The sequence below is a fragment of the Marinomonas algae genome (assembly GCF_047525555.1).
In the GTDB taxonomy this organism is placed as follows: Bacteria; Pseudomonadota; Gammaproteobacteria; order Pseudomonadales; family Marinomonadaceae; genus Marinomonas.
Window position 1 is genome coordinate 55,085 of record NZ_JBLIXK010000010.1, and the last position, 26,138, is coordinate 81,222.

Sequence of the window (26,138 nt, forward strand, 5' to 3'; positions counted from 1 at the left end):
TATAGTATCACTCTTCTAACAAAAGAATCAGTACATACCCATACCTAGGCATCTAAAAATAGTTAATCTAAAGGCAATAAAATAAACATTTAGCAAGCAGCGTCATTAACTCAGATAATAACCCAGATATAATCCTGACAATTCTTGAAGAAAAGCAGATCATTAGCCATTATCTAAGAAAACAATTCATTATAAATTTTCATTTATGGAGCCTTAAATGGAGCTAAAAAATAAAGTAGGACCCATCACTGCTGTTGTTGTAACCGCTATTGCAGTAGGTTGGATGCTCATTGGTGGAAATGGCGTTACGGTTAGCCCTTCCGAATCAAGCCAAACAAACAATACGATTTCCAGCCAAACAGCAGAGTCCAAACTTATTTATTCCGTTCAAGCAAAAACATTGACGGCTCGTACCATTGAAATGCATTTGCCGCTTAGTGGCACAACAGAAGCGGATGAAACCTTATCTTTGATTAATACCTATCCGGGTAGAATCACCAATTTGCCAATCGAAAAAGGTTCCTTTGTCAAAAAAGGAACACCTCTTTTACAAATTGATACTCGAACACTAAAAGCCGAAATCGACCAAGCTAAGCTGCTAGTCAAACAAAGAACATTAGAGCTAGAGGGAGTTAAGCAGTTAGCCGCCAACAATTACTCTTCTAAGGTGAGTTTGGCCCAAGCAGAAACCGAATTAGCCAGCGCGAAGTCAGCAGAGCGTCGACTATTGGTCGATTTAGAGAATGCCACTCTTACTGCGCCCTTCTCCAGTATTTTAAACACATTAGATGTTCAAGAAGGCCAAGTCATTGCCGCTGGTGATGCCATCGGCACATTAGTCTCTTTGAATCCCATTAAGGTGAGCGTGAACATTCCTCAAAACAAGATTCAGCAAATCAAACTCGGTACACCCGGAGAGATTCGACTTGAATCAGGCTACGAAGCCGAAGGTTTTGTTTCTTATATAAATACAACTGCCAATGCAGCAAGCCGAACCATTACGGTCGAAATACAGGTAGATAACCCAGATAACGTTATTCCGGCTGGATTAACCGCAGCGGTTGATTTCATCATCGACGAACAAAAGGCGCATGCATTTTCACCTGCATTACTCACGTTAGATGATGCTGGAAATACGGCAATCAAAACCATCGATATTAATAATCGAGTAGTGATTTCTCCAGTGACTATTGTGAAATCTGAGCGAGACCAAGTATGGGTCAGCGGCCTACCTGATAATGTGAATATTATTACTGTTGGACAAGGTTTTGTGTCTTCTGGTGATAAAATTGACGCACATTACAAAGACTAAGGAGGCTCAGCCATGCAAACTTTGATTGAGGCGGCCTTAGCTCGCTCCAGAACCGTAATGATGTTCTTTGTCCTAATACTTGTTATGGGCGTTGTATCTTACATCGAAATAGCCAAAGAAAATGACCCAGACATTACCATTCCCCTTGCCTATGTTTCTGTCTCCTTAGAAGGTATCTCTCCAGAAGACGCCGACAGCTTATTAGTCCATCCTTTGGAAAAAGAGCTGAAAGGGCTCGAAGGTTTAAAGGAATTAAAATCGACCGCCTCTGAAGGTCATGCCTCTATTATTTTGGAATTTGAGTCTGGCGTAGACATAGATCAAGCTATTATTGATGCGAAAGACAAAGTCGATCGAGCGAAAAGCGAATTGCCTGATGATGCAGATGAACCCACCGTCACAGAAATCAATTTATCGACGTTTCCTGTATTGCGCGTCAACTTATCAGGTAATGTGGATTTCGCGACTTTAAGCCGCACAGCGAAGAACCTTCAAGACGCTATCGAAGCGGTTGATGGTGTTTTGGAAGCGGCTATTAGTGGTGACCGTGATCAACAAGCGCAAATCATTATTCGCCCAGAACAACTTGAATCCTATAATTTATCTCTCACAGATGTTGCCAATTTTGTCTCAGGCAATAATCGACTTGTCGCTGCAGGTAACCTTGATACTGGCGCGGGCCGCTTTTCTCTAAAAGTCCCAGGCCTGCTTAAAACCAAAGAAGACATCCTCAACCTGCCGATTAAAGCAGAAGGCGATCAAGTTGTTCTATTAGGTGATATTGCAACGGGTGAACTCACCTTTGAAGACCCAAGCAGCTATGCTCGCGTTGAAGGAAAACGTAGCATCAGCTTAGCGGTATCAAAACGCGTCGGTGAAAACATTATCGAAACCATTGAGGCGGTAAAGACTGTTATCGCGTCTGAAAGTGAGCAATGGCCAGAAAATCTTGAATACAACTTAACCGGCGATAAATCGACCGATATAGAAACCTCTTTAAACGATCTGTTCAATAATGTCTTAGCGGCCACTCTTTTGGTTATGATTGTGATTGTCTGGGCTCTCGGTATTCGCAGTGCTCTACTGGTCGGTTTGGCGATTCCTGGTGCTTTTCTATCTGGTATTTTGTTATTGGATTTACAAGGCTACACCATCAATATGGTTGTCTTGTTTGCCTTGATACTCAGTGTCGGCATGTTGGTTGACGGCGCCATTGTAGTTACAGAATACGCAGATCGAAAATTAGCCGAAGGCGCATCGAAACGACAAGCGTACAGTGAAGCTGCAAAACGTATGGCTTGGCCAATTACGGCTTCGACAGCAACCACGCTTGCTGTTTTTATGCCTTTGCTCTTCTGGCCTGATATTGTCGGCGAGTTCATGAAATTCATGCCGATTACCATTATTGCAACACTGGCCTCCTCACTGGTAATGGCATTGATTGTACTTCCTACCATTGGCTCCATGATTGGTAAGAAAGGCGCTTACAGTGAAAAAACGTTACAGGCTATGCGCATCACGGAAAGCGGTGACTTATCTGAACTGACGGGCGCGACTGGCTTTTATGGAAGAATGCTAACCCGTTTAGTCGAGCGACCAATTTGGGTATTGATGTTCACCATTACTCTCCTTATTAGTGTGTTCATGATTTATGGGAAGTTTGGTAAAGGGGTGGAATTCTTCCCTAACATAGAGCCTGAGTCTGCCAACTTGGAAATACGAGCCCGTGGCGATTTATCTCTTGATGAAAAAGACGATTTAGTCAAACAGGTTGAGCTACAACTTATTGGCACTCCTGAACTAAAAAGCATAGTGACGACTTCCTACGCAACACCCGGAAATAACGCATCGCCCGATAGCATAGGCTCAATCAGTTTGGAATTTGTTGATTGGTACCAGCGTGAGCCAGCAAGTATCATCCTGGATCGAATTCGCGAAAGGACGAAGCAAATTCCTGGGATTGAAGTGAGCGCAGAAAAAGAGCAAGGCGGCCCACAATCTGGTGCGGATATTCAATTACAGCTTACTTCTAATTACTCGGAAGCGCTCTATTTAGCAGCAGATGAAATCAGTAAAAAGTTGCTTGAAAGAGAAGAAATCGTCACGGTCAATGACGATCGATCCTTAGACGGAATAGAATGGCGTATTGATATTAATCGAGCTGAAGCAAGTCGCTATGGTGTTGATGTTAATAGCCTTGGCAATGTTATTAAACTGGTCACCACTGGCATAACATTAAGTGACTTTTTACCAGAAGGTGCGGATGACAAAATCGACATTGTTTTGCGCTATCCAGTCAATCAACGTAGCTTGGATCAACTTGACCAGTTACAGATACCAACGAATCAAGGAAGCATTCCTGCGAGCAATTTCATTACTCGTTATGCAGCTCCAAAACAAGGTGTAATCAATCGTACAGACGGTAAAAAAGCCGTTCAAATTGATGCTGACGTGAAAGACGGTTTAGTCGTTGATGAAGTCATTAAGGCTATTAAAGTCGAATTGGACAACGCCAATATCGACAAAACAGTCAGTTATGAATTTCGAGGTAATACCGAAGAGCAGCAAAAATCGATGGTCTTTTTGTTGAAAGCTTTTGGGGTTGCCTTCTTCATCATGGCGATCATTCTTGTCACCCAATTTAACAATTTCTTCCAATGCCTATTGATATTGAGTGCGGTTGTCTTTTCAACCATGGGTGTCTTCATCGGGCTCATGCTGAAAGGCCAGCCTTTTGGTGTTGTTATGAGTGGCGTTGGAGTCATCGCCTTAGCCGGTATTGTAGTCAACAACAACATTGTATTGATTGATACCTTTAATGGTTTACGCAAGCAAGGGATGATGGTGCGTGAAGCAGCGATTCGTACGGGAGTTCAACGCCTGCGCCCTGTTATGCTGACTACTATCACAACCGTGCTTGGGCTAATCCCGATGGTGTTTCAGTTAAACATAGACTTAACACATCAATCATTAAGTGTTGGGGCTCCTTCTGCTCAATGGTGGACACAGCTTTCTACTGCTATTGCTGGTGGATTGACGTTTGCTACACCACTGACACTGATCTTAACGCCTTGCTTGTTAGTACTTGGCTATCGTAGAAAAGAAAGAAAGCAGCTTGAAGCCCTTTAACAGGAAACGGCCTCGAACGTTTCACCCATCAACTCAGTAGAATAAGTCCCTTCCCTAGAAACAACAAAGCCAAGCATAATGCTTGGCTTTGTTTAGGTATTAAGCAAGAAAGATGCTACATAGGATGCATCATATCACTTGCTTGCACGTCTTCTATCGCAGACTTGTTGGAGTCATTACGAACACCTTCTAGACCTGCCAAATAATCACTGTCTATATTGCCCGCAATGTAAGTTGCATCGAATACAGAAGTATCAAACTCACGAACATCAGAGTGCTTTTCATCAATACATGCATCGATCAAATCAGGTAAGTCTTGGAAAATTAACTTATCTGCGCCAATCAATTCACAAATCTGATCCACATCGCGATTGTGAGCGATTAACTCCTGTGCTGCCGGCATATCAATACCGTAAACATTTGGGTAACGAACTTCAGGAGCCGCAGAAGCAATGTAAACTTTTTTAGCACCTGCTTCACGAGCCATCTCGATAATTTCTTTACTGGTTGTACCACGAACGATGGAGTCATCAACCAATAGAACCGTCTTGTCTTTAAACTCAAATGGCACAGGGTTTAATTTCTGACGTACCGATTTTTTACGAACTGCCTGACCTGGCATGATAAAGGTACGACCGATATAACGGTTTTTAACTAAGCCTTCACGGAAAGGAATGTTTAGCGCTTGTGCGATTTGAAGAGCCGCTGTTCGGCTCGTATCAGGAATAGGAATAACCACATCAATATCATGATTCACCCACTCACGTTGGATTTTCGCAGCTAAACGATCTCCCATGTTAATACGTGCTTTGTAAACTGAAATTGAATCAATGACGGTATCAGGACGAGCAAAATAAACGTATTCAAACAAACAAGGACGCGCAGGTTTCTTCGGTGTGCACTGACGAACATGAACTTTATGGTTCACATCAAAGAAAATCGCCTCACCAGGTAAAACATCGCGCTCAATTTTGAAACCAGCAGCATCAAGGGCAACACTTTCAGATGCCACCATGTACTCAATACCAGTATCAGTTTGTCGAGAACCATAAATCAACGGGCGAATACCATCAGGGTCACGGAAAGCTAAAATACCGTAGCCTGTGATCAAGGCAACTACCGCATAACCACCTTCAATACGATTGTAAACACGCTCTAAAGCATTAAAGATATCTTCTGGATTAGGAACTAACTTGCCTTCTTCATGAAGTTCATGAGCTAAAACGTTCACCAACACTTCGGAATCAGACGTGGTATTAATGTGACGTAAGTCAGATTCAAATACTTCACGCTTTAATTTCGCTGTGTTTGTTAAGTTGCCGTTATGTGCAAGAGAAATTCCGTAAGGAGAGTTAACGTAGAAAGGTTGTGCTTCTGCTGAACTGGATGTTCCTGCAGTCGGATAGCGAACATGTCCTATGCCGATATTACCTAGCAATTTTTTCATATGGCGAGTACGGAATACTTCACTCACAGGACCATTATCTTTACGCAAAAATAAACGGCCATTGTGACTGGTTACCATGCCCGCAGCATCTTGCCCACGATGCTGAAGAAGCGTTAACGCATCAAAAATTGACTGGTTAACTATGGACGTGCCAACGACACCAACGATACCACACATGTTATAGATCCTCGTGTTGGGGAATTACGGTAAACACCGTAAGAAATCTTAACTTATTTTATTGCCACTAAAGCAATTAACTACCAAGAACACGATCCATGAGAGTCGAATCCATAAGATCCGAACTCTTGCCTAACATTTCACGTGTCCATTCATTCAACTGTCCCAGTTGAGGAATCAACTGCGACGATTTCCAAAATTCTGCTTGCTCTATCGCTGGGCTCAAACTGAGCAAAGACACAAAAGCGACAACTATTAAGCTGCCTCGAGCAAAACCAAATAGCATACCCAAAACTCTGTCTGTACTAGACAAGCCAGTCACCTGAATCAATGAACTAAGTAAAAAGCTTACCAATACACCAGAAATCAATGAAGCAATAAACAAAGAAACAAACGAGACGATATAGCGAATGCGATCATCTTGTACTTGATCAACCAGCAAAACCTGCATTTGATCAGAGAATTTGATTGCCACTACAAAGGCAACAACCCAAGTTAAAAGAGATAAAACCTCCTTCACAAATCCTCTTTTTAAGCTAAGTAAAGTAGAAAGAACCACTACTGCAACAATTAGCCAATCCAGTGTTGACATCGAGTTTACCTGTTCCATGAATACCTCTAAAAATCGCTGCGGAGTTTAACAGAACAGCAATATATTCCAAATACTGAAAACTAAAAGCTTGTTTAATTCGTAGAGAATTTTACAACGATACCAGACAAGCTGAATTTGCTTTTGATCTCGTTTCTAATCTTTTCAGATGTTTCTCTTTTAAACTCTGGCCCGACAAATACCTTATACAAACTATTTGCCGTTGTGCTGTAAGCGTCATAATTTGCCTGTTTAAGCTTTTCAACCAAGCGAATCGCGTTATCCTTACTCTTAAAACTGGCGATCTGTACAACCCAACGATCCGCTACCACTTTAGGTGCTGGTTTTTCTACAACAACCTTCTGTGCTGGCTTAGCCGTTGCTTTAGGCGCAGCCTGTTTTATTGGTTCATCCACATCTTGTGCTGTTTTCGGAACAGGAATAAGGCTAATTTCTTGAGGCTCGTTCTGATCTTCCGATGATTCATTCGGTAAGGTATCTACAGGTTGAACAGGGGCAATTTTTAATGCAGGAAACTCTGGCGGCTCACTTACTTGAACCTGAACATCTAACTCAGGTGGACGCTCGCCGTCTAAAATAAGAGGCAAAATAATCGCAGCTGAAAGCACCATAATACTGGCACCAATAAGTCTGTAGGTTATGGTTCTATCAATCATAAATCACTCTTTTGATTGGCCAATAGCCAAATAATCTGAGACGGTTATAAAGGAGCCAAACACAATGACGGAGCGTTCTTCTAATTTTGCTTTAGCGATAGCTGAATCAAACGCCTCAGCAACCGAAGAAAAAGCTTTAACATGAGACTCAAGATTAGAAGCACTAGCAATTACTTGATCAGCAAGTTCCTTACCTTTAGACCCTCTTGGGCCTTCTAAGTCACAACAAAACCAACTCGAAAAGCTACTTGATAAATGCTTTACAACACTTGAGATGTCTTTGTCTTTTAGCATGCCGCAAACAGCAATCGGAGGTTTAGGGAATTGCTTTATTCTCTGAGCAAGCTCAATGGCTGCTTCCGGATTATGAGCCACATCAATAAAAACATCTGGGGTGCTTGCTACTTTTTGAAAACGCCCTGTAAGCTGTGCTGTTTTGAAAAGCGTAATAAGATCATCTTGGGAAGGCTTCATTCCCATAAAGACTAATATAGCAAGAACGGTAGCGGCATTTTGTAAAGGAAGCGAAGGAATAGGTAAATCTGTATATTGCAAGCCAGAACCATTCCATGACCAGCTTGATTCGCTGGCTAGGAAGTGAAAGTCCTGACCTTTTTGTCGTAAATCAGCACCGACTTGTGAGGCAGTTTTCGCAATGGATTTTGGCGGAGTTACCACACCACTGATCAATAATTTGTCTTTTCTCGCTATCCCTGCTTTTTCTTGTGCAATGACCTCAAGGTCATTCCCCAACCAATCCGTGTGATCCAAAGAAATAGACGTAATAACCGCCACATCTGTGTCTATCATATTGACGGAGTCCAACCTTCCACCTAACCCTACTTCAAGAACCCAGTAATCTAGCTCAGATTGATCGAACACCCATAAAGCGGCAAGAGTACTAAATTCAAAGTAAGTTAAAGGAATGTCCCCTCTTGCTGCCTCAATTACTTCAAACGCCTGACATATCAAGTCGTCTTCACAAGGCGTGTTGTTTAAAGTAATTCGTTCATTGAAGGCTATAAAATGAGGAGAAGTATAGGTTCCGACAGAATGTTTTTGGGAACACAAATACTGAGTTAACATGGCACAAGTTGAACCTTTGCCATTGGTACCAGCCACGGTAATGACTTTGCACTTTGGACGGGAGAGATTTAGGCGAGATAAAACCTCATTCCCTCTATCCAGACCTAACTCAATTTCAGAGGGATGCTGGCTTTCAATATATGAAAGCCAGCTTGATAATGACCTTTGAGTCATTTAATTAAGCAACCTTGTTCGTCAATATCGATAGGATGTTATGTAAACGATCACGCATTTCTGAACGTTTAATAATCATATCCAATGCGCCCTTATCTAATAAGAACTCACTACGCTGGAAACCTTCAGGTAGTTTTTCACGAACAGTTTGCTCGATAACACGAGGACCTGCGAAACCAATCAAAGCATTTGGCTCAGCAACGTTCAAATCACCCAACATAGCCAAAGAAGCCGACACACCACCAAATACTGGATCTGTCATAACAGAGATATAAGGAATACCTTCTTGCTTCATGCACTCTAAACCAGCACTGGTTTTCGCCATTTGCATCAAAGAAATCAATGCCTCTTGCATACGAGCACCACCACTTGCAGAGAAGCAAATTAGAGGGATCCGTTTTTCTAAACAAACATTCACGGCTTGAATGAAACGTTCGCCAACAATCGCACCCATAGAGCCGCCTAAGAAATTGAATTCAAAAGCAACAGCCACAACAGGCATGCCATTTAGTGCACCTTGCATGGCGATCAATGCATCTTTTTCGCCTGTTTTCTTTTGAGCATCAGCAAGACGATCTTTATAACGTTTTGAATCTTTAAACTTCAATTTATCTTCAGGCTCAAGATCGGCTGCGATTTCATAGCGGCCTTCTTTATCTAAGAAGATATCTAGACGACGTCGAGCACTAACACGAAGGTGATGCTCACACTTAGGACAAACATCCAAATTTTTCTCTAATTCTGGGCGGTACAATACGTTTTCGCATTTTGGGCATTTCTTCCATAAGCCTTCAGGAACAGAGCCTGATGTGCCGCGTTTCGATTCACTGCGCACAATGGAAGGTACAAACTTATCTAGCCAACTACTCATTTTTTTCTCCACATTACTTGTTTGCTGCCGCTTAAGCGTCCATTTCACTACGCATTGGTGCCAAAATAGCGCCTAAAGCGTCAGCTATATATTCTTTTTCTCTGTCTTTATTTTCCGCAATAGCATTTACTAAAACACTGCCAACAATGACGCCATCGGCGCACTTACTAACCGCAGCAGCTGTTTTAGCATCTCGAATTCCGAAACCAACACCAATCGGCAAATCAGTTACGGTGCGCAATGAATCAACATGATTTTTGACGCTATCGACATCTAATTCGGCGGAACCCGTTACACCTTTAACAGAAACGTAATACACATAACCTGATGCTAGATCACAAATTTTCTTAGCGCGTTCAGGTGTCGTTGTCGGTGATAACAAATAAATCAGATCAATTTCATTCTGCTGGAAGCATTCTACTACATCTGTCGCCTCTTCTGGAGTCAGATCGACTAATAAAATGCCATCAACACCAGCTTTATTTGCTGCGTCGGCAAATGCTTGATATCCAAAAAACTCGATTGGATTCAAATACCCCATCAATACAATTGGCGTGTCTTTATCTGTCTCACGAAAATCCGCAATGATCTGCAAAACTTTCTTAACACTTGTGCCAGCAGCTAAGCTACGCTCACACGCCAATTGGATAACTGGACCATCTGCCATTGGGTCTGAAAACGGCATTCCGATTTCAATCACGTCAGCACCGGATGCCACTAAAGAATGCATCATTGAAACAGTGTAACCTGGTGCTGGATCTCCCGCGGTAATATACGGAATGAGCGCCTTTTTACCAGACTTTTTTAAATTTTCAAAACATTGTTTTATGCGGCTCATACTTCTATCCCATCTAATTCTGCAACAGTAAGAATATCCTTATCACCACGACCAGAAAGGTTAATTACAACAATTTGATCTTTTTCCATCGTAGCAGCCAATTTCATACCGTAAGCAACAGCATGACTTGATTCCAAGGCCGGCATAATTCCTTCTAAGCGAGTTAAATCGCGGAACCCCTCCATTGCTTCATCGTCATTGATCGCCACATAATTTGCACGGCCGATATCTTTCAACCAAGCATGCTCAGGACCAACACCTGGGTAATCCAAGCCAGCAGAAATAGAGTGCGTGCCTATGATTTGACCATCATCGTCTGCCATCACATAAGTTCGATTACCATGCAATACACCTGGACGCCCTGCATTTAAAGGTGCAGCATGTCGACCAGTTTCAATTCCATCACCGCCGGCTTCAACACCGTACATCGCCACACTTTCATCTTCGATAAAAGGATGGAACATACCTATTGCATTTGAACCGCCGCCGACGCAAGCCACAACAGCATCGGGCAATCGTCCTTCATGCGCAATACACTGAGCTTTTGTTTCACGCCCAATAACTGCCTGAAAGTCTCTAACTAATTTAGGATAAGGATGAGGGCCAGCCGCAGTACCAATAATATAGAAAGTGTCGTCTACATTGCCTACCCAATAACGCATGGCTTCGTTTAATGCATCTTTAAGTGTTTTTGTACCTGACTCAACAGACACCACTTCCGCACCAAGCAATTTCATTCGATAAACATTTAAAGACTGTCGACGAACGTCTTCAGCGCCCATGAAAACCTTACACTTCAAACCTAAACGCGCAGCAACAGTTGCGGAAGCAACACCATGCTGACCAGCGCCAGTTTCGGCAATAATATTTGGCTTACCCATATGTTTGGCCAATAACGCCTGACCAATTGTGTTGTTTATTTTATGGGCGCCTGTGTGATTTAAATCTTCACGTTTTAGATAAATTTTTGCTCCGCCTGCTTTTTCAGTCAGACGTTCTGCAAAATACAGTGGTGATGGACGACCTACATAGTGTGCTAAATCGTAATCAAACGCAGCTTGAAATTCAGCGTCTTTAGATAAGCGATCGTACATTTTCGCAAGATCATCCAATGCAGACATAAGGGTTTCGGATACAAACACCCCACCATACGCACCAAAGCGACCATGAGAATCAGGTAAATCTAGATTAATATCTTTGCTATCCACATTTTGCTCCACTAATAAATTTTTGAACCTTGCTTTCGCTTTTGATGCCTTTAGATAACTCTACACCACCACTTACATCAACAGCGTAAGGTGAAACTTGTTCTACCGCATCGGCAATATTTTCCGGAGTTAAACCGCCCGCTAAGACTATTGGCTTCGATAGTTCTTCTGGTATTAAACTCCAATCAAACTGCTCCCCCGTACCACCTGGAACGCCAGGTTTATAGGCATCCAACAATATAGCCGTTGCCGTTGAGTACTGATCAACCAACGCGGCAATGTCATCACCTTCCTTTACTCGCAAAGCTTTCATGTAAGGGCGATTATATGAAGCGCATTCTACCTCATTTTCGGAGCCATGAAACTGAATAACCCAGCGAGAGTTTTCACTCACAACAGAATCAATAATGGAGACATCTGCATCAACAAATAATGCAACAGGAGTAACAAAGGGAGGTAACTGTGAAACTATGGCGTTCGCCACATCAGGAGGAACATATCTTGGGCTCTTTTCATAAAACACAAAGCCCAAGGCGTCAGCACCATGTCGACATGCCATTAACGCATCGTCTATGTTTGTAATACCACAAATCTTAACGCGGCAAGTCATAAGGAGGCTCTTCTATGTAAGGTAAAAAATGAGGACCTAAAGGGGCTGTCGGTACATTAAAGGATTCTGGGTATTGTGCATCAACAAAATAAAGCCCATCTGGTGGTGCCGTAATTCCTCCTTGACATCGATCCTTTGCTTCTAAAACATCTTTTGCCCAAGATACAGGTTTTTCTCCCGCACCAATCGTCATGAGCACACCAGCAAAATTTCTAATCATATGATGCAAGAAGGCATTAGCTCGAACATCTAAAACAATGTACTGCCCTAATTTCTGAACATTAAAGTTTAATACTGTTCTAATTGGCGTATTGGCCTGACATCCTACGGCACGAAAAGAGGTAAAATCATGAGTTCCCAAAAACACTTTAGCCGCTTCTTTCATCGCATCGGCATCAAGTTTTTTATAAGTCCAAGTCACGCCTTTTGCCAGAATCGCAGGACGAAGATCTGAGGGATAAATAACATATCGATAACGTCTGCTCACAGCACTAAAGCGAGCATGAAAATCATCTGAGACATTACGAGCAGCAACTACGGAGATATCGGATGGAAGGTAAGTATTAACACCTAACGTCCATGCTCGCTCATTTCGCTCTACATTTGTTTCAAAATGAACCACCTGAGCACTTGCATGAACACCAGAATCAGTGCGGCCAGCACAAATCACCTTTACCGGATGATTTGTGATAACCGCCAATGCTTTTTCTAAATTTTCTTGAACACTTGGAACACCAAACTTTTGCGCCTGCCAGCCTTTGTAGGCTGAGCCATTATATTCAACAACGAGTACAACTTTTTTAGTCACTTGGGAACATTCGCTCCATCATATTTTGCGCCTCAGCAATTTGTTTTTCATTACCCGACTCAACAACATCTTCTAGGATGACGCGCGCGCCCTCTTCATCTCCCATATCCATATAAGCTCGAGCTAAATCCAATTTAGTTGCCACTTCATCACCACTGGCGTCAAAGAAGTCAAATTCCTCTTCATCATCACTGACTTCTTTATCTTCCGCCGCTTCAGCTTCACCAAAAGCAGGAACATCAATTTCTTCTGCATCAGATTGAGTTTCGGCGAGAGTCTCCTCAATAGAATTAGCCAAAGAGTCATTAGACATACCACTAAAAATTGCAGATTCATCAACATCTTCTTGCTCAGAGTCATCCAGCAAATTGGAAACAAAGGACTCTTCTTCACTACTTATGTCATCTTCAGAATCGGTTAAAGCATCAATGTCTTCAGGTTCCATAGTAGGAATATCAGCAACAAACTCTTCTAAGTCACTTTCTTCATTCAGATCTATCGATGGCTCAGGTAAGTCATCAGTCTGTTCAAAAGAAGCGAACACATCTTCGTCTGTTTCTTCTTCCTCTGTAGCACTTTCTAATTCAGTCTCTGGGTCTTCTGAAAAATCTGTATCTTCATTGACAACTAGTTCAGGTTCATCAGCAGAAGAGAAGCCATCATCAAAAGAATCAAAGTGATCGATATCCTCTTCTTCATCTGCCACATCAAAATCAAAAGCAAATGGATCTTCTTCTTGTACATCATCTTCTGAATCTACTGTATCAACCACCTGATCTGCGATTACTGGTGCAGCTACAGCAGCGGAAGCCGCCGCCGTAGAAAGATCAAACTCATCTTTTTTTGTAGCAGTAGACTCATCTACTACTTTCCCTGAGCGGCGCATGATCAAGCCGATTAAAAATCCAAAGAGCAATAAAACCACAGCACCGATAGAAACAATAATAGGATTGCCAAATATTTTATTAACTAAAGAATCCGCTTCCGCTTGCTCTTTTTCACGGCGTATTTGGTCTGCTTCTAACAATTGATCAACCGTGTTTTTCTGCTCTTGTAACGCCTGTTGAGCACTGGCAAACTGTTGCTGTAAATCGGCTAGCTGCTTATCTTTTAGAGTAATCAAACGCTCTAAGGTTGCCAGTTGTTCATTTAACTCACCTAGCTGACTAGAAAGCTCGCCCTTCTCTCGTTGCTCTTTATCTAACAACTCTTGAGAGGCTGAAAGTTCAGTCTGTAATGCATTGATTGTGGCATCGCTGGCTTCACCAGCATTTGAACTCGCCGTGCTCTCTGACAATAAACTTTGCCCTGAGGACAAGGTCAATTTATCTTCAGATGCTTCCGTTGCCGTCGCTGCCGCTTTGGCATTTGCTTGAGTATTAAGCTGAGCTTGCTCAACACTGCCTGTATTATTAGAGGCTTTTAAAGCCATCCAAGCATCATGTTGACGCTGAAACTCTTCTTGCGAAATGGTTCTATTGAAGAGTGCTATTTGCTCCTGTGTTGGAAGTCTTAAAATAGCCCCTTCTTTTAAAAGGTTAATATTTTCTGAATAAAACGCATCTTTATTGAGGGCTTGAATCGCCATCATAGTTTGATAGATGGTTAATTGATTAGTAGGACGATTTTGATCAGCAATAGACCAAAGCGTGTTTCCTTTTGCGACGTCTAATTGTCTTGCTGGAGACAGTTTCTCTGCCTCAACTGTAGCGTCTCGAAAAACAGAGCCTGTTCCAGAAGCAGCTTCTGTGACGTTTGAGTCAGAAACTTGTGCTGCTTGAATCACTTCTTCTTGTGATTTTTCAACTAGAGCAGACTGATTGAGTGGTGTTTGATACTCTCTAACAACTTGCCCACTTGGCCAACGTGCAGCCAAAATAAAGTGCAGCTCATCAGCTTCCAATGGCGTTGATGAAGAAACCTCAACAACGAGCTCTCCATTTTCACGAGCCACATCAAAACTCAGTTGAGATAGCACTCTGGTTGGAGCAAACCCTGCTTGACGGAACTCACTCTCACTACCTAAACGAATCAGAATATCGTCACTTGTTAAGGCGCCGACATCAGAAAGTTCAATTCGACCACGATAAGGTTCATCCAAATTTGATTGAGAGGTTAACTCACCCAACTCCAATGCGTAACTGTTAGAAACATACAAGGCTCCTGAAACAGCAATACTAATGAGGGTTTTTCTGAGCATAATCTTCCCTTTATTTACAAAATATGGACGCGAATATATTAACAAGTATCTTACACAGGTAAGCATTTATCAATAGCTTTAGAATCAATGGTTTGCACTATAGTAAGGTGAAGCACTAAAAAGTCATTTTTAATGGTTAGGAAGCCATTAATAATTCAAAAAACGATCACGATAATAAAAGCCTTGAACAAAATCCGCTCCTATAGATCGAGCAAAAAGCACATCTTCTTCACTCTCAATTCCTTCTAAGACTACCTTTTTCCCAGTCACATGAGCAAAATCTATTATTTTAGAAACAAACACCATGAAGTTAACATCTGCACGCTTTTGCAAAACATATCTATCTAACTTAATCCATTCCACTAACTGCAACACAGAAACCGACAACATTGACTTAGGGTTACACAAATCATCTAACGCAGTTTTTATCTGTAACTTATCGAATACCTCAATCATGGATAGACTCATAATAGCGTCACTCATCTCTGAGTTTTCGATAAGTTCAACCACAACCCTCTCTCGCCCAGTTTGCTCGATCAATTTAATAAAAGGATTATCTTCTTCTTTTTGGCCTGAAGCATAAAATGCATCCTGATCAAGATTAACAAAAACTTTCTGCTGTTTTGATAAATGATCAAATTGAATTTTTTTCTGAGCAAGCTCAACTTGAAACAAGGATAACGGGCTGTCATGCAAAGAAGCATACACATAATCAGGACGAATAAACTTTCCATTAGAATCTTTAAACCGTGACAAAGCCTCGTAAGCAAAAGTATCTCCTGTTTTCAGCTCAACAATAGGCTGATACTCGACACCAAAGCGCTTAGCCTCTAACAGCTCCAATAAAATTTCTTGCGACACGTGCCCCATCAAAAACAACCACCTAAAAAAGAATGAATCTCATTAAATATCATAGATTACAAAAAACGTAACCAAATGACTATAATTTTCTTTTATTTCATAGAGTTAATAAAGATAAAGCCAAACAAAAAAGCCCCGCTTACGCGAGGCTTTCTTAAGTAGCTCTGGGTTAGAGAGGGATCACATCATCCCGCCCATGCCACCCATACCGCCCATGCCACCCATATCAGGCATGCCAGCAGATTCTTCTTTCGGCAGTTCAGCAATCATTGCTTCAGTTGTGATCATTAGACCAGCAACAGATGCTGCGGCTTGAAGCGCAGAACGTGTCACTTTCGCTGGATCTAGGATACCCATTTCCAACATGTCGCCGTATTCGCCAGTCGCAGCGTTGTAACCATAGTTACCTTCGCCTTGCTTAACTTTATCGACAACAACAGAAGCTTCATCACCTGCGTTAGTTACGATTTGACGCATTGGCGCTTCCATCGCACGTAGAGCAAGAGCGATACCAACATTTTGATCTTCGTTATCACCTTGCAGGTCGATAACTTTTGTCAAAGCGCGAACAAGTGCAACACCGCCACCCGCAACAACACCTTCTTCGACCGCTGCACGAGTAGCGTGAAGAGCGTCGTCTACACGAGCTTTTTTCTCTTTCATTGCCACTTCAGTTGCTGCACCAATCTTAATAACAGCAACACCGCCCGCTAATTTAGCAACGCGCTCTTGAAGTTTTTCTTTATCGTATTCAGAAGAAGAGTTCGCAATTTCTGCACGAATTTGCTCAACACGACCTTTGATGTTTGACTCAACACCAGCACCATCAACAATCGTTGTACTTTCTTTTGTCAAAGTAACACGCTTAGCCGTACCTAGTTGCTCAAGAGTAGTGCCTTCAAGCGTCATACCTACTTCTTCAGATACAACCGTCGCACCCGTTAGAATTGCGATATCTTCTAACATTGCTTTACGACGATCACCAAAGCCAGGCGCTTTAGCTGCTGCAACTTTAACGATTCCGCGCATGCTGTTAACAACCAAGGTTGCCAATGCTTCACCTTCAACATCTTCAGCGATGATCAATAATGGGCGAGATGCTTTTGCAACACCTTCCAATACTGGTAGCAAATCACGGATGTTAGAGATTTTTTTATCAACCAAAAGAATGAATGGGTTTTCTAATTCCGCACTCATAGTTTCTTGGTTATTAATGAAGTAAGGAGATAGGTAGCCGCGATCAAACTGCATACCTTCAACTACAGCAAGCTCATCATCGAAGCCTGAACCTTCTTCAACAGTAATAACACCTTCTTTACCAACACGCTCCATTGCTTCTGCAATGATCTTACCAACAGACGCATCAGAGTTAGCTGAAATAGTACCAACTTGCTCAACTGCTTTAGTATCTGCACAAGGTGTAGACAATGCTGCGATTTCTTTTACAACCGCTTCAGCTGCTTTATCGATACCGCGCTTAAGATCCATTGGGTTACGACCTGCAGCAACAGACTTAAGACCTTCCGTTACTAGCGCTTGAGCCAAAACAGTTGCTGTTGTTGTACCGTCACCTGCTACATCATTTGCTTGTGATGCAACTTCTTTAACCATTTGAGCGCCCATATTTTCGAACTTATTTTCTAGTTCGATTTCTTTCGCTACGGTTACGCCGTCTTTTGTCACAAGTGGTGAACCAAAAGATTTTTCAATAACAACGTTACGGCCTTTAGGCCCAAGAGTCACCTTAACGGCGTCTGCAAGAACGTTTACGCCTTTCAACATTTGTTGACGAGCGCTGTCTCCGAATTTAACTTCTTTAGCTGACATTCTGTAATACCTTTAAACTGTTTTAAATGTTACAAATCGAATATGAACTACAAAGAGAAACTAGGCTTCAACAATGCCGTAGATTTCTTCTTCTTTCATAATAAGTAGTTCTTCACCATTGATCTTCACTGTTTGACCAGAGTATTGACCAAACAACACAGTGTCACCAACGTTAACAGCAAGCGCTCTTACGTCACCGTTGGATTGAATACGACCAGTGCCTACAGCCAAAACCTCGCCTTGCGTAGGTTTTTCTGTTGCAGATCCAGGTAGAACGATACCAGATGCGGTTGTTGTCTCTTCTTCTTTACGGCGAACAACGACACGATCGTGCAAAGGACGAATATTCATCAATCATTTTCTCCAATTTAAAACAATACCAGGAATCCCCTGGCAGGACTTATCTCGCTTACAAGCGAGAATCTCTATCGAGCTTCTATATACGGTTAGTAATTTGGAATTCAACCCACCAAATTAAAATTATTTTTTATCTATCAAATCATTTTCTTCATTCACGTATTCACCCTCAATGATTTCGCCATTTTCTTCGGATGAATAAGCTTGGCCACCTCGCCACTGAGTGCTTTTCGCCATCATGGAACTAATGAATTTCACAATAAGTCCAGCAGCAAACAATTTTCTCAATGGAGGAACTAGCAACAAAGCACCCATAGCATCAGTAACAAAGCCAGGAATTAATAAACACAAACCAGCAAAAATAAGCATCAAGCCTTCTGCGACTTCGGATGCAGGCAATTCACCACGGCGCATTTTCTCTTGAGCTTTTAAGGAGGTTTCTAAACCCTGCTTACGGATCAGTGTCACACCTAAAATAGCAGTAAGGAATACCAAACCAATTGTTGCTAACGCCCCTATTTCACTGCCAACTTGAATTAACACAGTCATTTCAACGATAGGAACCAAAATAAATATTAATAGAGCAAATCTCATGAAAACCTTCTTTGTTTTATGCTTAAATCCAACAATTAACTTCTATCTATGGGCAAACCAGTGACTAATCAAGCAATGGAGCACTTTAAATCTCAAGTACTGCTTATTTTGAGTGAAATCCCCTCAGGAGAATACATCAGCTATGGTGAACTTGCTAAGCAAGCAGGGTTTCCTGGGTACGCAAGACAAGTTGGCAGATTAATGAAACTTTTGCCCAAGGACACTAAGCTCCCTTGGTTTCGAGTGGTTAATTCACAAAGAAAAATCAGCTTTGCAGAGAACACTGACGCTTATGTGAGGCAGCGAACAAAACTTGAAGACGAAGGTTGGGTAATAGTTGGAAACAAGCTGATGATCAATGATTTGACCAACCACAAGTAAAAAGAGAGAGGATAAAAGGAGCGCTAATTACAGCCCTCCTTTCGTAACAAGAATTTAGAAATTAATCTCTAAAGTTGGTAAATTGTACTGGCTGAGCAAGATCAGCGCCGCGCAGCAACGCCATAACTTGTTGCAAGTCATCACGTTTTTTTCCAGTCACACGAAGTTGATCGCCTTGAATTTGAGCCTGAACTTTAATCTTGCTCTCTTTAATCATTTTAACGATTTTTTTAGCTTCGTCTGTCTCAAGACCCTCTTTCATTCTTACTGCTTGAGAGGCACGCATGTTGCCTTTTTCCACGGCTTCTTTTTCTAAGCTTTTTAAATCTATACCACGCTTAACCAGTTTTTGATTCAAAATGTCAGACATTTGACGAAGTTGAGGCTCAGCCTCTGCTTCCATTACGACACTTGATTTGTCTTTAACTTCGTAACTTGCCTTAACACCTTTGAAATCATAACGTGTTGTAATTTCTCTATTGGCTTGATCAACCGCATTGCTGACTTCGTGCCAATCTAGCTCAGAGACGACATCAAATGATGGCATTTTTTTACTCCTTTGCATTTCCAATCATGTATTTTTGGAGCGATAATAGCAGGGATTGAAACAAAATACCTAATGGAACCTATTATGAAGAATACACCTTGGCTTATCGTAGGTGCCGGTGCTATAGGCCTTTTCTGGGCCTGTAAGCTACAAGCGCTCGGTCACAAAGTACATCTCGTATATCGTTCAGAAAACCCAGGAAAAAAAATCACATTAGATTCCCTACCGGATACCACGGAGCAAAATGAAAGCATTCGATCCGAGCATAAGATCAAAAGCTTTACCGCCCAAAAACTTTTAGAGCAAGACAGCATCGAAAACTACAACAAAGTCATGTTGTGCACTAAATCCTTCGATTTAAAAAGCGCTTTCCTGCAAATCGCATCAAAAGTATCGGAAGACGCCAATATTGCATGTCTATGTAATGGCATAGGTGCACAAGACGAACTACAAAATACCTTATCGGAAAACCAAACTTTATGGGCTGGCGTAACAAGTGAAGGCGTTTTAAAACTAGACTCCAACCACGTAAAACATACTGGCCTTGGGGACACTTACTTTGGTCAATGGACGCCCACCGATCCTGCTCGCATATTTCCATTGAGTCATTTGACTGTCGCTAACATACATCAAAAAATCATCGAAAAACTTGCAGTCAACGCCACCATAAACCCCATGACTGCACTCTTCTCAATGCATAACGGCGACATTTTAAACGAAGAATATAAGCCGTTACTTGAGGCAATAACCGATGAATTGGCTGGTGTTTTCTCTCATTCCAAATTTGATTATGTAGAACAAAGTCAGCACTTAACTTCCGATAATTTAAAGAATCGCGTGAATACCATCGCCCAACTCACTCGACTCAATCGCTCTTCAATGTACGAAGACATAAGACAAGATCGTCCAACTGAAAATGAGTTTATTTCTGGTTTTTTAATCAAAAACAGCCCTATCGAACTACCTATTCAAAAGCTACTCTACAATGGCATAGCCTTCCCAGAGCAGCGCGAAGAAAGCAAAAAAAAGCTACTAAGTCTTACTTAGTAGCTTCTCATTCGCAGACAAAAGTATCTTCGATAGAATCAAACAATAGACTGAACTAGAGTTTGGTTACTTTTTCTTTTGTTAGCAAAATTTTCTTATCTTTATAAAGTGCGCCCAAAGCTTTTTTGTAGGTTGCTTTACTGACTTTAAAGACGGCATAAATGGCTTCTGGTGAGGCTTTATCCGTTAAAGGTGATTCCCCACCCTGCGCATCAAGATAATCCAGAATATCATCAAGAATATTTCGAACTTTTTTATAGCCTACTTCCTGAAGACTCAGATCTATCTTGCCATCTTCGCGCATTTGCTTAATAAAACCGGTGGTTTTCTCACCTTTTCGTAACTGCCTAAAAGCGTCCTCAAAAAACAGAACACCCCAGAATCGATTATCGATCACACACTTGAAACCGATATTGGTTTTATCACCAATTACAATAGACACTTTATCACCCACACGATAAGGCGCTTCTTCTCTATTTAGCAGTGCATCGACCTTTGTGGTTGCGACAATTCTATTGGTAATATTATCCAAGTAGATAAAAAGTAAATGGGTTTCACCCTCTTCTACTCGATTTTTTTGCTGACTAAAAGGCACAAGTAAATCTTTAGGCAAACCCCAATCAAAAAAAGCGCCCACTTGATTCACTGCCACCGCTGTTAGCGCGGCAAACTCACCAACCTGCGCCTTAGGGAAATCGGTTGTTGCAATCAGCTTGTCATCTGAATCCAGATAAACAAAGACTTCGATCTCTTGGTCTAAGGTAATATTTTTAGGAACATAGCGTTTCGGCAATAGAATTTCACCCAACTCTTCTGCATCCAGATAAACACCAAAATCTTTCTCTTTAACGACTCTTAATGTATTTAAGCGCCCAATTTGTGTAGCCATAATTTCTCCGGCAAATATTTTTTTCGCACTATACGCACTTCAAAAGTAAGCGCAACAGGAACGCTTTTAGATTCTGAACTCAGTCATCATTCGCTTTCATACAATTCGCAAACATATCATCTAGCTTAGCTTTGCCAAGGGATTCCATTTTATCAATATTTTGATTTGGTATTTCAGAGGTATCACCATAAAACTCAATGGCTTTATCTAAGCTATTTTCTCTTAATAGATGCAGCATAGGATAAGGCGAGCGATTTGTATAATTCGATACGTCATCTGGCTCAGCACCAGAAAAACAATAATCAGGGTGAAAAGTAGCAAGCTGATAAACGCCTTCACAACCTTGATCAAACATCAGGTCTTCTGCTGTCTCGACAAAATCCAAATAGCGATGAAATCCTTTAAATAAAGTAGGAAAAATCAGCAAGGTAGTTTCCGTTTCAGGGTGCTCATCCAGCCATTGAACTTCTGCCATTAACTCCTCTAAAGCCACTTCCACTTTTTTGGAGCGAAGCACAACAAAACGAACACTTTCCTTCTCCACTTCGCGCCTGGCAAATGGGCAAACATTCAATGCCACAATAAAATCTTTAACCCAACTCGTTGTTTGAGCAATGACTAATTCATCTGATAGCAACATAGCGCATCTTCTTATTAAATTATTTTAAGGTATTTTAGAGCAAAGCTTAGGGAGGGTCTAACATCAATGCCTGAAAGCATGAGCAAATAAAGAAAAGAAGGTAAAAAAGGCTAGAAAAGAAAATGGCTACTTTCATGCGATATGAAAGTAGCCATTACTTAAAACACTAACTATTTGTTCTCGATTTTGTACTCAAGAGACTTAAAGTGAACTTCACTGGTACCGTTTTTGAATTGGTTATACACGCCTGCTTTGAAGTAGCTGTGCAAATGTTTCCAGTAGCTAATGTCATGATCAACTTTTGTTTCACCGTTTACATTTATAAGCATTTTAGAATTACCGACTACGATATCAAAATGCGTTGGCGCTTTAGGATCAACCGGACCCAAATCTAATTTGATGTAAGCATTCTTACATTCAGTCGTTCCTTTGTTACCACTCTTCGAGCCACAATCTACAGCATTGTTTTTGATAATTGCCCAATAATGGTCTTTTTTACCGCTACGTTCAGCTTCATAAACAACACGCATTAGTGGATGAGGTATGTAACCTTCACCGCTCGTTCCGCGAGGGCTTTCGCCATTACCACTGTTATGTACTTGCAAGAAAGTCATAGCGTCATTTTTGGATTCACTATTTTTCACAGACTCGCGAGGATTGATTGGCATCAAGTCAGCAGTAAGGTGATAGAAAGTGTTCGGTAAAGACGTATCGAAGTTATCAAGAATGCGAACTTCACTACGGTTTTTATAACCTGTCATGTTAAAAACAAGAGACTCGGTCGCTTTATCCACATAAAAGTGCTCACTCACAACCCCCGTAAAATCACTGTCGGTTGCTACTTCACTCTTATTACCGGATTTACCATTAGGGTCGGATACTTGCAGTTTTGATTCCGCTAGAATTGGCTGATATTGACTGTACTCAACAGGTGCAACACGATCTACAGCGAACGCTGAACCACTAACTAAGATGGCAGTAGCAATGCTACTCATTTTGACTAAATTAAGATTCATTGGGTAATCCCCTATTTATTTTTATTAATTTCTTATGCCTAGCCATTCATCATACAAATAAATTTAATCGACAACTAGAAGCAATTAAAAAATTTTATGTAGCTTTTTGCATCTTGATGAAGATTTATGGATTCTGGTGGGCTTTCAATTTCGCAAACAAGGAAAACAAGGTATCATTCACAGCTACTTATATAAGCCCTTTGAAATGACATGCGAACCAAGTCATTTTATTTATCCTGCTACAGAGAATTTACATGTCATTTGCTGAATTAGATCTGGATTTCACCATAGAACAAGCCATTAGCGACTTAGGCTTTGAAGAAGCAACAGAAATCCAAGAACAAGCTATCCCAATTGCACTTGATGGTTCAGACCTTCTTGCAACAGCACCAACAGGAACAGGAAAAACCATCGCTTTCTGCGCACCTGCAGTCCAGCATATTCTTGATCGCGATGAACAATCCACAACTGCACCAAAAGTACTCATTCTTGCGCCAAGCCGTGAACTTGCCCGTCAGATTTTTAATGTGGTTGAGCAATTAACACAACACACACGTATAGCCTCACAACTCATTATTGGTGGCACTCCTTATGGTATGCAGCAACAGCAACTTAGTGAGCCGTGTGACATTTTGGTTGCAACACCGGGAAGATTAGTAGAACTCGACGAGAAACAGTGGCTTGATTTAAGTGACGTATCTTACTTTGTTATCGACGAAGCAGATCGCATGCTAGACATGGGGTTTGTTAATGCAATTAATCATTTAGCAAAAGAGCTGCCACAAGAACACCAAACACTGATGTTTTCCGCCACATTGGAAGGCGAAAAAATGGGGCGTTTTGCCAGTGCTTTACTAAAGAGTGACACACAGCAAGTTCGCCTAGGTGAATCTTCTCGCACAGTACCGCACCAAATCCGCCAAATCGCTTATCGTGTGGACAACGAAGAACATAAAGAAGCCGTACTAAAGCACTTATTGACGCAAGAGCGTGTACAGCAAGCCGTATTGTTTGTTTCAAACCGTGAGCACGTAGATGTGTGGGTACAGCGTGTTCGTAACATGAATCTAATGTGTGACGGATTGCATGGCGAAATGAAACAAGGCGACCGCAGCGAACACATGAAACAAATGAAGCGCGGGCGTTTGCAAGTGTTAGTCGCTACCGATGTTGCCTCTCGTGGTATCGATCTCCCTGAAATCAACACAGTGATTAATTTACGACTACCTCGCAAAGCAGATTCTTACATTCACCGCGCTGGCCGAGCATCTCGCGAAGGCGCACCTGGCGACTGCATATCTTTAATTGATATCAACGATCTACCAATGATTGAAAAGATTCAGCGATTCATGCAAGCCAATATAAAATTTGGTCGAATTGAAGGCCTTGAACCTAAAACCAAAACACGCTCACCAAGTGCTAAGAAAGGCAAAAAGAAGAAAGCGCTGGCTAAGTCAGCCAAGAAAAGCGTCAGGTAATTTTTTAATCATTAAGCGAATAGCTCAAAATTGGTAACATAAAGCCAATAAAAAAGGCAATCTTCAGATTGCCTTTTTTATTGCTCTAAAATACTGAATTTCAGTGCTTTAATCAAATTTCAAAGTATGCAGTTTACGCTTAGCTTTTGTCTCTAAATACTGACGATTGTGTTGATTAACATGCACTTTCGTTGGCACTAGCTCAGCGACGTCAATACCATTATCCGTCAGCTGTTGAGCTTTATCTGGATTATTCGTCAATAATCTAACTTTAGAAACTCCCAATGCTTCAAGCATCTTGGCAGCAATACCAAAATCGCGGCCATCATCAGGCAAATGCAACATTTCATTCGCTTGATAAGTATCATAACCTTGATCTTGCAGAGCATAGGCTTCTAGCTTGGCGTACAAACCAATTCCTCGGCCTTCTTGGCGCAAATACAGAATATAGCCACCTTCTTCATTAATGCGATCAATCGCCTCATCTAACTGTTCACCACAGTCACAACGACCAGAGCCAAAGATATCGCCAGTCAAACATTCAGAATGCAACCGTACCAATGGAACATAATCTTCTGCTTTAGGCTCTTCACCTTTAAAGTAAATCCCTATATGTTCTTTACCAGAATCATCTCCATCAAAGGAAATAAACTCGGCCATCACGTCTCCCGCCCTCACAGGAATCATTACCTGACGCTTAATTGTTAAATCACTCATACTGCTTCTCTTTATAGGGACTTTTATTCAATCGATCGTCCATTTATTAGGTCATAACTTCATAATTCAATGGGCAGTTATAGTATAACATTTAATTCACAGTAAATGCTTTAGTGGTAAAGCCGTACTTTCTTTTACGCTACGCAACAAAAAACTGGACTGAACACCTGTAACACCGGGGATGCGTGTTAGTTTACCTAATAGAAAATCATGGTAAGTTTCCATGTCCTCCACCACAACTTCCAATAAATAGTCACAATTCTGCCCCGTTACCAAGTTACAGTTTCGAACTTCAGGGAAATCATTTACTTCTTCTTCAAAAACGCTAAATCGATCAGGCGTGTGCCTATCCATACTGATTTGGAGAAAAGCAGTTAGCTTTAGTCCCAAACTAGAGCGTTTTAAAATGGTTACTTTTCGGTCAATTACTCCACTTTCTTCTAATGCCTTCACTCTTCGCAAACAAGGAGAGGCAGAAAGTCCTACACGATCCGCTAACTCCTGATTTGTTAAGCTAGAATCTTGCTGTAATTCTTGCAATATATTCAAATCAATTTTATCAAAACCCATATCAACAAACCCTAATTACCAAAATAATTAATTTATACGCAATATAATGCCATAAATATTGATTTATTCATAAAAAACGCAATCTTTT

The 26,138-nt window shown here is 41.4% G+C and carries 25 protein-coding genes; 5 read left to right on the forward strand and 20 right to left on the reverse strand.

Going from position 1 to position 26,138, the window contains the following annotated elements:
* Positions 1-217 precede the first annotated feature (217 nt).
* Together ACMUMQ_RS12870 and ACMUMQ_RS12875 are read left to right on the forward strand one after the other, a co-directional pair.
* Positions 218-1,312 carry an efflux RND transporter periplasmic adaptor subunit gene (locus tag ACMUMQ_RS12870; RefSeq protein WP_414682391.1) on the forward strand — a complete coding sequence of 365 codons (1,095 nt, stop codon included), beginning with the start codon at positions 218-220 and terminating at the stop codon, positions 1,310-1,312.
* 12 nt (positions 1,313-1,324) lie between these two features.
* The gene (locus ACMUMQ_RS12875; protein ID WP_414682392.1) at positions 1,325-4,441 is read left to right on the forward strand and encodes an efflux RND transporter permease subunit; all 3,117 of its coding nucleotides are present in this window, start codon (positions 1,325-1,327) and stop codon (positions 4,439-4,441) included.
* Positions 4,442-4,556: 115 nt separating this feature from the next.
* On the opposite strand, the gene purF is transcribed toward ACMUMQ_RS12875, so the two are convergent.
* The 14 genes from purF to ACMUMQ_RS12945 form a co-directional block, all read right to left on the reverse strand.
* Complete coding sequence (purF, locus tag ACMUMQ_RS12880; RefSeq protein ID WP_414682393.1) at positions 4,557-6,065, reverse strand: amidophosphoribosyltransferase; 1,509 nt, start codon at positions 6,063-6,065, stop codon at positions 4,557-4,559.
* Between the two features lie 76 nt (positions 6,066-6,141).
* The gene (locus ACMUMQ_RS12885) at positions 6,142-6,675 is read right to left on the reverse strand and encodes a CvpA family protein (protein WP_414682394.1); all 534 of its coding nucleotides are present in this window, start codon (positions 6,673-6,675) and stop codon (positions 6,142-6,144) included.
* A 74-nt stretch (positions 6,676-6,749) separates the two neighbouring features.
* On the reverse strand, positions 6,750-7,331 hold the full coding sequence (locus ACMUMQ_RS12890) for an SPOR domain-containing protein (RefSeq protein WP_414682395.1): 582 nt from the start codon (positions 7,329-7,331) through the stop codon (positions 6,750-6,752).
* A gap of 3 nt (positions 7,332-7,334) precedes the next feature.
* On the reverse strand, positions 7,335-8,591 hold the full coding sequence (gene folC, locus ACMUMQ_RS12895) for a bifunctional tetrahydrofolate synthase/dihydrofolate synthase (RefSeq protein WP_414682396.1): 1,257 nt from the start codon (positions 8,589-8,591) through the stop codon (positions 7,335-7,337).
* A 4-nt stretch (positions 8,592-8,595) separates the two neighbouring features.
* Positions 8,596-9,462 carry an acetyl-CoA carboxylase, carboxyltransferase subunit beta gene (gene accD, locus ACMUMQ_RS12900; protein WP_414682397.1) on the reverse strand — a complete coding sequence of 289 codons (867 nt, stop codon included), beginning with the start codon at positions 9,460-9,462 and terminating at the stop codon, positions 8,596-8,598.
* 31 nt (positions 9,463-9,493) lie between these two features.
* A complete protein-coding gene (trpA, locus tag ACMUMQ_RS12905; RefSeq protein WP_414682398.1) occupies positions 9,494-10,300 on the reverse strand; it encodes a tryptophan synthase subunit alpha in 807 nt (268 codons plus the stop codon).
* Positions 10,297-11,508 (reverse strand): tryptophan synthase subunit beta, encoded by a 1,212-nt coding sequence (trpB, locus tag ACMUMQ_RS12910; RefSeq protein ID WP_414682399.1) that lies wholly within the window; start codon positions 11,506-11,508, stop codon positions 10,297-10,299. Before trpB ends, trpA begins: the two co-directional genes overlap by 4 nt.
* Positions 11,501-12,118: a phosphoribosylanthranilate isomerase gene (locus ACMUMQ_RS12915; protein WP_414682400.1), complete on the reverse strand. Its 618-nt coding sequence runs from the start codon at positions 12,116-12,118 to the stop codon at positions 11,501-11,503. The genes trpB and ACMUMQ_RS12915 overlap by 8 nt, the downstream gene beginning before the upstream one ends.
* Positions 12,102-12,926 (reverse strand): tRNA pseudouridine(38-40) synthase TruA, encoded by an 825-nt coding sequence (gene truA / locus ACMUMQ_RS12920; RefSeq protein WP_414682401.1) that lies wholly within the window; start codon positions 12,924-12,926, stop codon positions 12,102-12,104. Before truA ends, ACMUMQ_RS12915 begins: the two co-directional genes overlap by 17 nt.
* The gene (locus ACMUMQ_RS12925; protein WP_414682402.1) at positions 12,919-15,126 is read right to left on the reverse strand and encodes a motility hub landmark protein FimV; all 2,208 of its coding nucleotides are present in this window, start codon (positions 15,124-15,126) and stop codon (positions 12,919-12,921) included. Before ACMUMQ_RS12925 ends, truA begins: the two co-directional genes overlap by 8 nt.
* Before the next feature lie 147 nt (positions 15,127-15,273).
* Entirely contained in the window at positions 15,274-15,996 is a 723-nt protein-coding gene (locus tag ACMUMQ_RS12930) for an EAL domain-containing protein (RefSeq protein ID WP_414682403.1), read from the reverse strand.
* A gap of 171 nt (positions 15,997-16,167) precedes the next feature.
* Positions 16,168-17,814: a chaperonin GroEL gene (gene groL, locus ACMUMQ_RS12935; protein WP_414682404.1), complete on the reverse strand. Its 1,647-nt coding sequence runs from the start codon at positions 17,812-17,814 to the stop codon at positions 16,168-16,170.
* A 60-nt stretch (positions 17,815-17,874) separates the two neighbouring features.
* On the reverse strand, positions 17,875-18,165 hold the full coding sequence (locus ACMUMQ_RS12940) for a co-chaperone GroES (protein ID WP_317005984.1): 291 nt from the start codon (positions 18,163-18,165) through the stop codon (positions 17,875-17,877).
* A gap of 129 nt (positions 18,166-18,294) precedes the next feature.
* Positions 18,295-18,765 carry an FxsA family protein gene (locus tag ACMUMQ_RS12945; RefSeq protein WP_317003875.1) on the reverse strand — a complete coding sequence of 157 codons (471 nt, stop codon included), beginning with the start codon at positions 18,763-18,765 and terminating at the stop codon, positions 18,295-18,297.
* Between the two features lie 60 nt (positions 18,766-18,825).
* On the opposite strand from ACMUMQ_RS12945, the gene ACMUMQ_RS12950 reads away from it, so the two are divergent.
* Entirely contained in the window at positions 18,826-19,146 is a 321-nt protein-coding gene (locus ACMUMQ_RS12950; protein WP_414682405.1) for an MGMT family protein, read from the forward strand.
* 61 nt (positions 19,147-19,207) lie between these two features.
* On the opposite strand, the gene ACMUMQ_RS12955 is transcribed toward ACMUMQ_RS12950, so the two are convergent.
* Positions 19,208-19,693 (reverse strand): YajQ family cyclic di-GMP-binding protein, encoded by a 486-nt coding sequence (locus ACMUMQ_RS12955; RefSeq protein ID WP_317003872.1) that lies wholly within the window; start codon positions 19,691-19,693, stop codon positions 19,208-19,210.
* 84 nt (positions 19,694-19,777) lie between these two features.
* Between ACMUMQ_RS12955 and ACMUMQ_RS12960 the strand changes: the two genes are divergently transcribed.
* Positions 19,778-20,740 carry a ketopantoate reductase family protein gene (locus tag ACMUMQ_RS12960; RefSeq protein WP_414682406.1) on the forward strand — a complete coding sequence of 321 codons (963 nt, stop codon included), beginning with the start codon at positions 19,778-19,780 and terminating at the stop codon, positions 20,738-20,740.
* A gap of 55 nt (positions 20,741-20,795) precedes the next feature.
* On the opposite strand, the gene ACMUMQ_RS12965 is transcribed toward ACMUMQ_RS12960, so the two are convergent.
* From ACMUMQ_RS12965 to ACMUMQ_RS12975, 3 genes are all read right to left on the reverse strand, one after another.
* Entirely contained in the window at positions 20,796-21,629 is an 834-nt protein-coding gene (locus tag ACMUMQ_RS12965; RefSeq protein ID WP_414682407.1) for a CvfB family protein, read from the reverse strand.
* A gap of 79 nt (positions 21,630-21,708) precedes the next feature.
* Positions 21,709-22,269, reverse strand: coding sequence for a DUF1415 domain-containing protein (locus tag ACMUMQ_RS12970; RefSeq protein ID WP_414682408.1), 561 nt, complete (start codon positions 22,267-22,269; stop codon positions 21,709-21,711).
* A gap of 170 nt (positions 22,270-22,439) precedes the next feature.
* Positions 22,440-23,285: a polysaccharide lyase family 7 protein gene (locus tag ACMUMQ_RS12975; RefSeq protein WP_414682409.1), complete on the reverse strand. Its 846-nt coding sequence runs from the start codon at positions 23,283-23,285 to the stop codon at positions 22,440-22,442.
* A gap of 254 nt (positions 23,286-23,539) precedes the next feature.
* On the opposite strand from ACMUMQ_RS12975, the gene ACMUMQ_RS12980 reads away from it, so the two are divergent.
* Positions 23,540-24,763: a DEAD/DEAH box helicase gene (locus ACMUMQ_RS12980; protein ID WP_414682410.1), complete on the forward strand. Its 1,224-nt coding sequence runs from the start codon at positions 23,540-23,542 to the stop codon at positions 24,761-24,763.
* A gap of 108 nt (positions 24,764-24,871) precedes the next feature.
* Here the strand turns inward: ACMUMQ_RS12980 and ribA are convergent, their stop codons facing one another.
* Both ribA and ACMUMQ_RS12990 read right to left on the reverse strand, forming a co-directional pair.
* Positions 24,872-25,480 carry a GTP cyclohydrolase II gene (gene ribA, locus ACMUMQ_RS12985; RefSeq protein ID WP_414682411.1) on the reverse strand — a complete coding sequence of 203 codons (609 nt, stop codon included), beginning with the start codon at positions 25,478-25,480 and terminating at the stop codon, positions 24,872-24,874.
* Between the two features lie 96 nt (positions 25,481-25,576).
* On the reverse strand, positions 25,577-26,050 hold the full coding sequence (locus ACMUMQ_RS12990; protein WP_414682412.1) for an Lrp/AsnC family transcriptional regulator: 474 nt from the start codon (positions 26,048-26,050) through the stop codon (positions 25,577-25,579).
* Positions 26,051-26,138 lie beyond the last annotated feature (88 nt).

Bases quoted from the DNA above. Each gene is read 5' to 3' on its own strand.
- ACMUMQ_RS12870 (WP_414682391.1), top strand. From the start codon at position 218: ATGGAGCTAAAAAATAAAGTAGGACCCATCACTGCTGTTGTTGTAACC.
- ACMUMQ_RS12875 (WP_414682392.1), top strand. From the start codon at position 1,325: ATGCAAACTTTGATTGAGGCGGCCTTAGCTCGCTCCAGAACCGTAATG.
- purF (WP_414682393.1), bottom strand. From the start codon at position 6,065: ATGTGTGGTATCGTTGGTGTCGTTGGCACGTCCATAGTTAACCAGTCA.
- ACMUMQ_RS12885 (WP_414682394.1), bottom strand. From the start codon at position 6,675: ATGGAACAGGTAAACTCGATGTCAACACTGGATTGGCTAATTGTTGCA.
- ACMUMQ_RS12890 (WP_414682395.1), bottom strand. From the start codon at position 7,331: ATGATTGATAGAACCATAACCTACAGACTTATTGGTGCCAGTATTATG.
- folC (WP_414682396.1), bottom strand. From the start codon at position 8,591: ATGACTCAAAGGTCATTATCAAGCTGGCTTTCATATATTGAAAGCCAG.
- accD (WP_414682397.1), bottom strand. From the start codon at position 9,462: ATGAGTAGTTGGCTAGATAAGTTTGTACCTTCCATTGTGCGCAGTGAA.
- trpA (WP_414682398.1), bottom strand. From the start codon at position 10,300: ATGAGCCGCATAAAACAATGTTTTGAAAATTTAAAAAAGTCTGGTAAA.
- ACMUMQ_RS12915 (WP_414682400.1), bottom strand. From the start codon at position 12,118: ATGACTTGCCGCGTTAAGATTTGTGGTATTACAAACATAGACGATGCG.
- ACMUMQ_RS12925 (WP_414682402.1), bottom strand. From the start codon at position 15,126: ATGCTCAGAAAAACCCTCATTAGTATTGCTGTTTCAGGAGCCTTGTAT.
- ACMUMQ_RS12930 (WP_414682403.1), bottom strand. From the start codon at position 15,996: ATGGGGCACGTGTCGCAAGAAATTTTATTGGAGCTGTTAGAGGCTAAG.
- groL (WP_414682404.1), bottom strand. From the start codon at position 17,814: ATGTCAGCTAAAGAAGTTAAATTCGGAGACAGCGCTCGTCAACAAATG.
- ACMUMQ_RS12940 (WP_317005984.1), bottom strand. From the start codon at position 18,165: ATGAATATTCGTCCTTTGCACGATCGTGTCGTTGTTCGCCGTAAAGAA.
- ACMUMQ_RS12945 (WP_317003875.1), bottom strand. From the start codon at position 18,765: ATGAGATTTGCTCTATTAATATTTATTTTGGTTCCTATCGTTGAAATG.
- ACMUMQ_RS12955 (WP_317003872.1), bottom strand. From the start codon at position 19,693: ATGCCATCATTTGATGTCGTCTCTGAGCTAGATTGGCACGAAGTCAGC.
- ACMUMQ_RS12960 (WP_414682406.1), top strand. From the start codon at position 19,778: ATGAAGAATACACCTTGGCTTATCGTAGGTGCCGGTGCTATAGGCCTT.
- ACMUMQ_RS12965 (WP_414682407.1), bottom strand. From the start codon at position 21,629: ATGGCTACACAAATTGGGCGCTTAAATACATTAAGAGTCGTTAAAGAG.
- ACMUMQ_RS12970 (WP_414682408.1), bottom strand. From the start codon at position 22,269: ATGTTGCTATCAGATGAATTAGTCATTGCTCAAACAACGAGTTGGGTT.
- ACMUMQ_RS12975 (WP_414682409.1), bottom strand. From the start codon at position 23,285: ATGAATCTTAATTTAGTCAAAATGAGTAGCATTGCTACTGCCATCTTA.
- ACMUMQ_RS12980 (WP_414682410.1), top strand. From the start codon at position 23,540: ATGTCATTTGCTGAATTAGATCTGGATTTCACCATAGAACAAGCCATT.
- ribA (WP_414682411.1), bottom strand. From the start codon at position 25,480: ATGAGTGATTTAACAATTAAGCGTCAGGTAATGATTCCTGTGAGGGCG.
- ACMUMQ_RS12990 (WP_414682412.1), bottom strand. From the start codon at position 26,050: ATGGGTTTTGATAAAATTGATTTGAATATATTGCAAGAATTACAGCAA.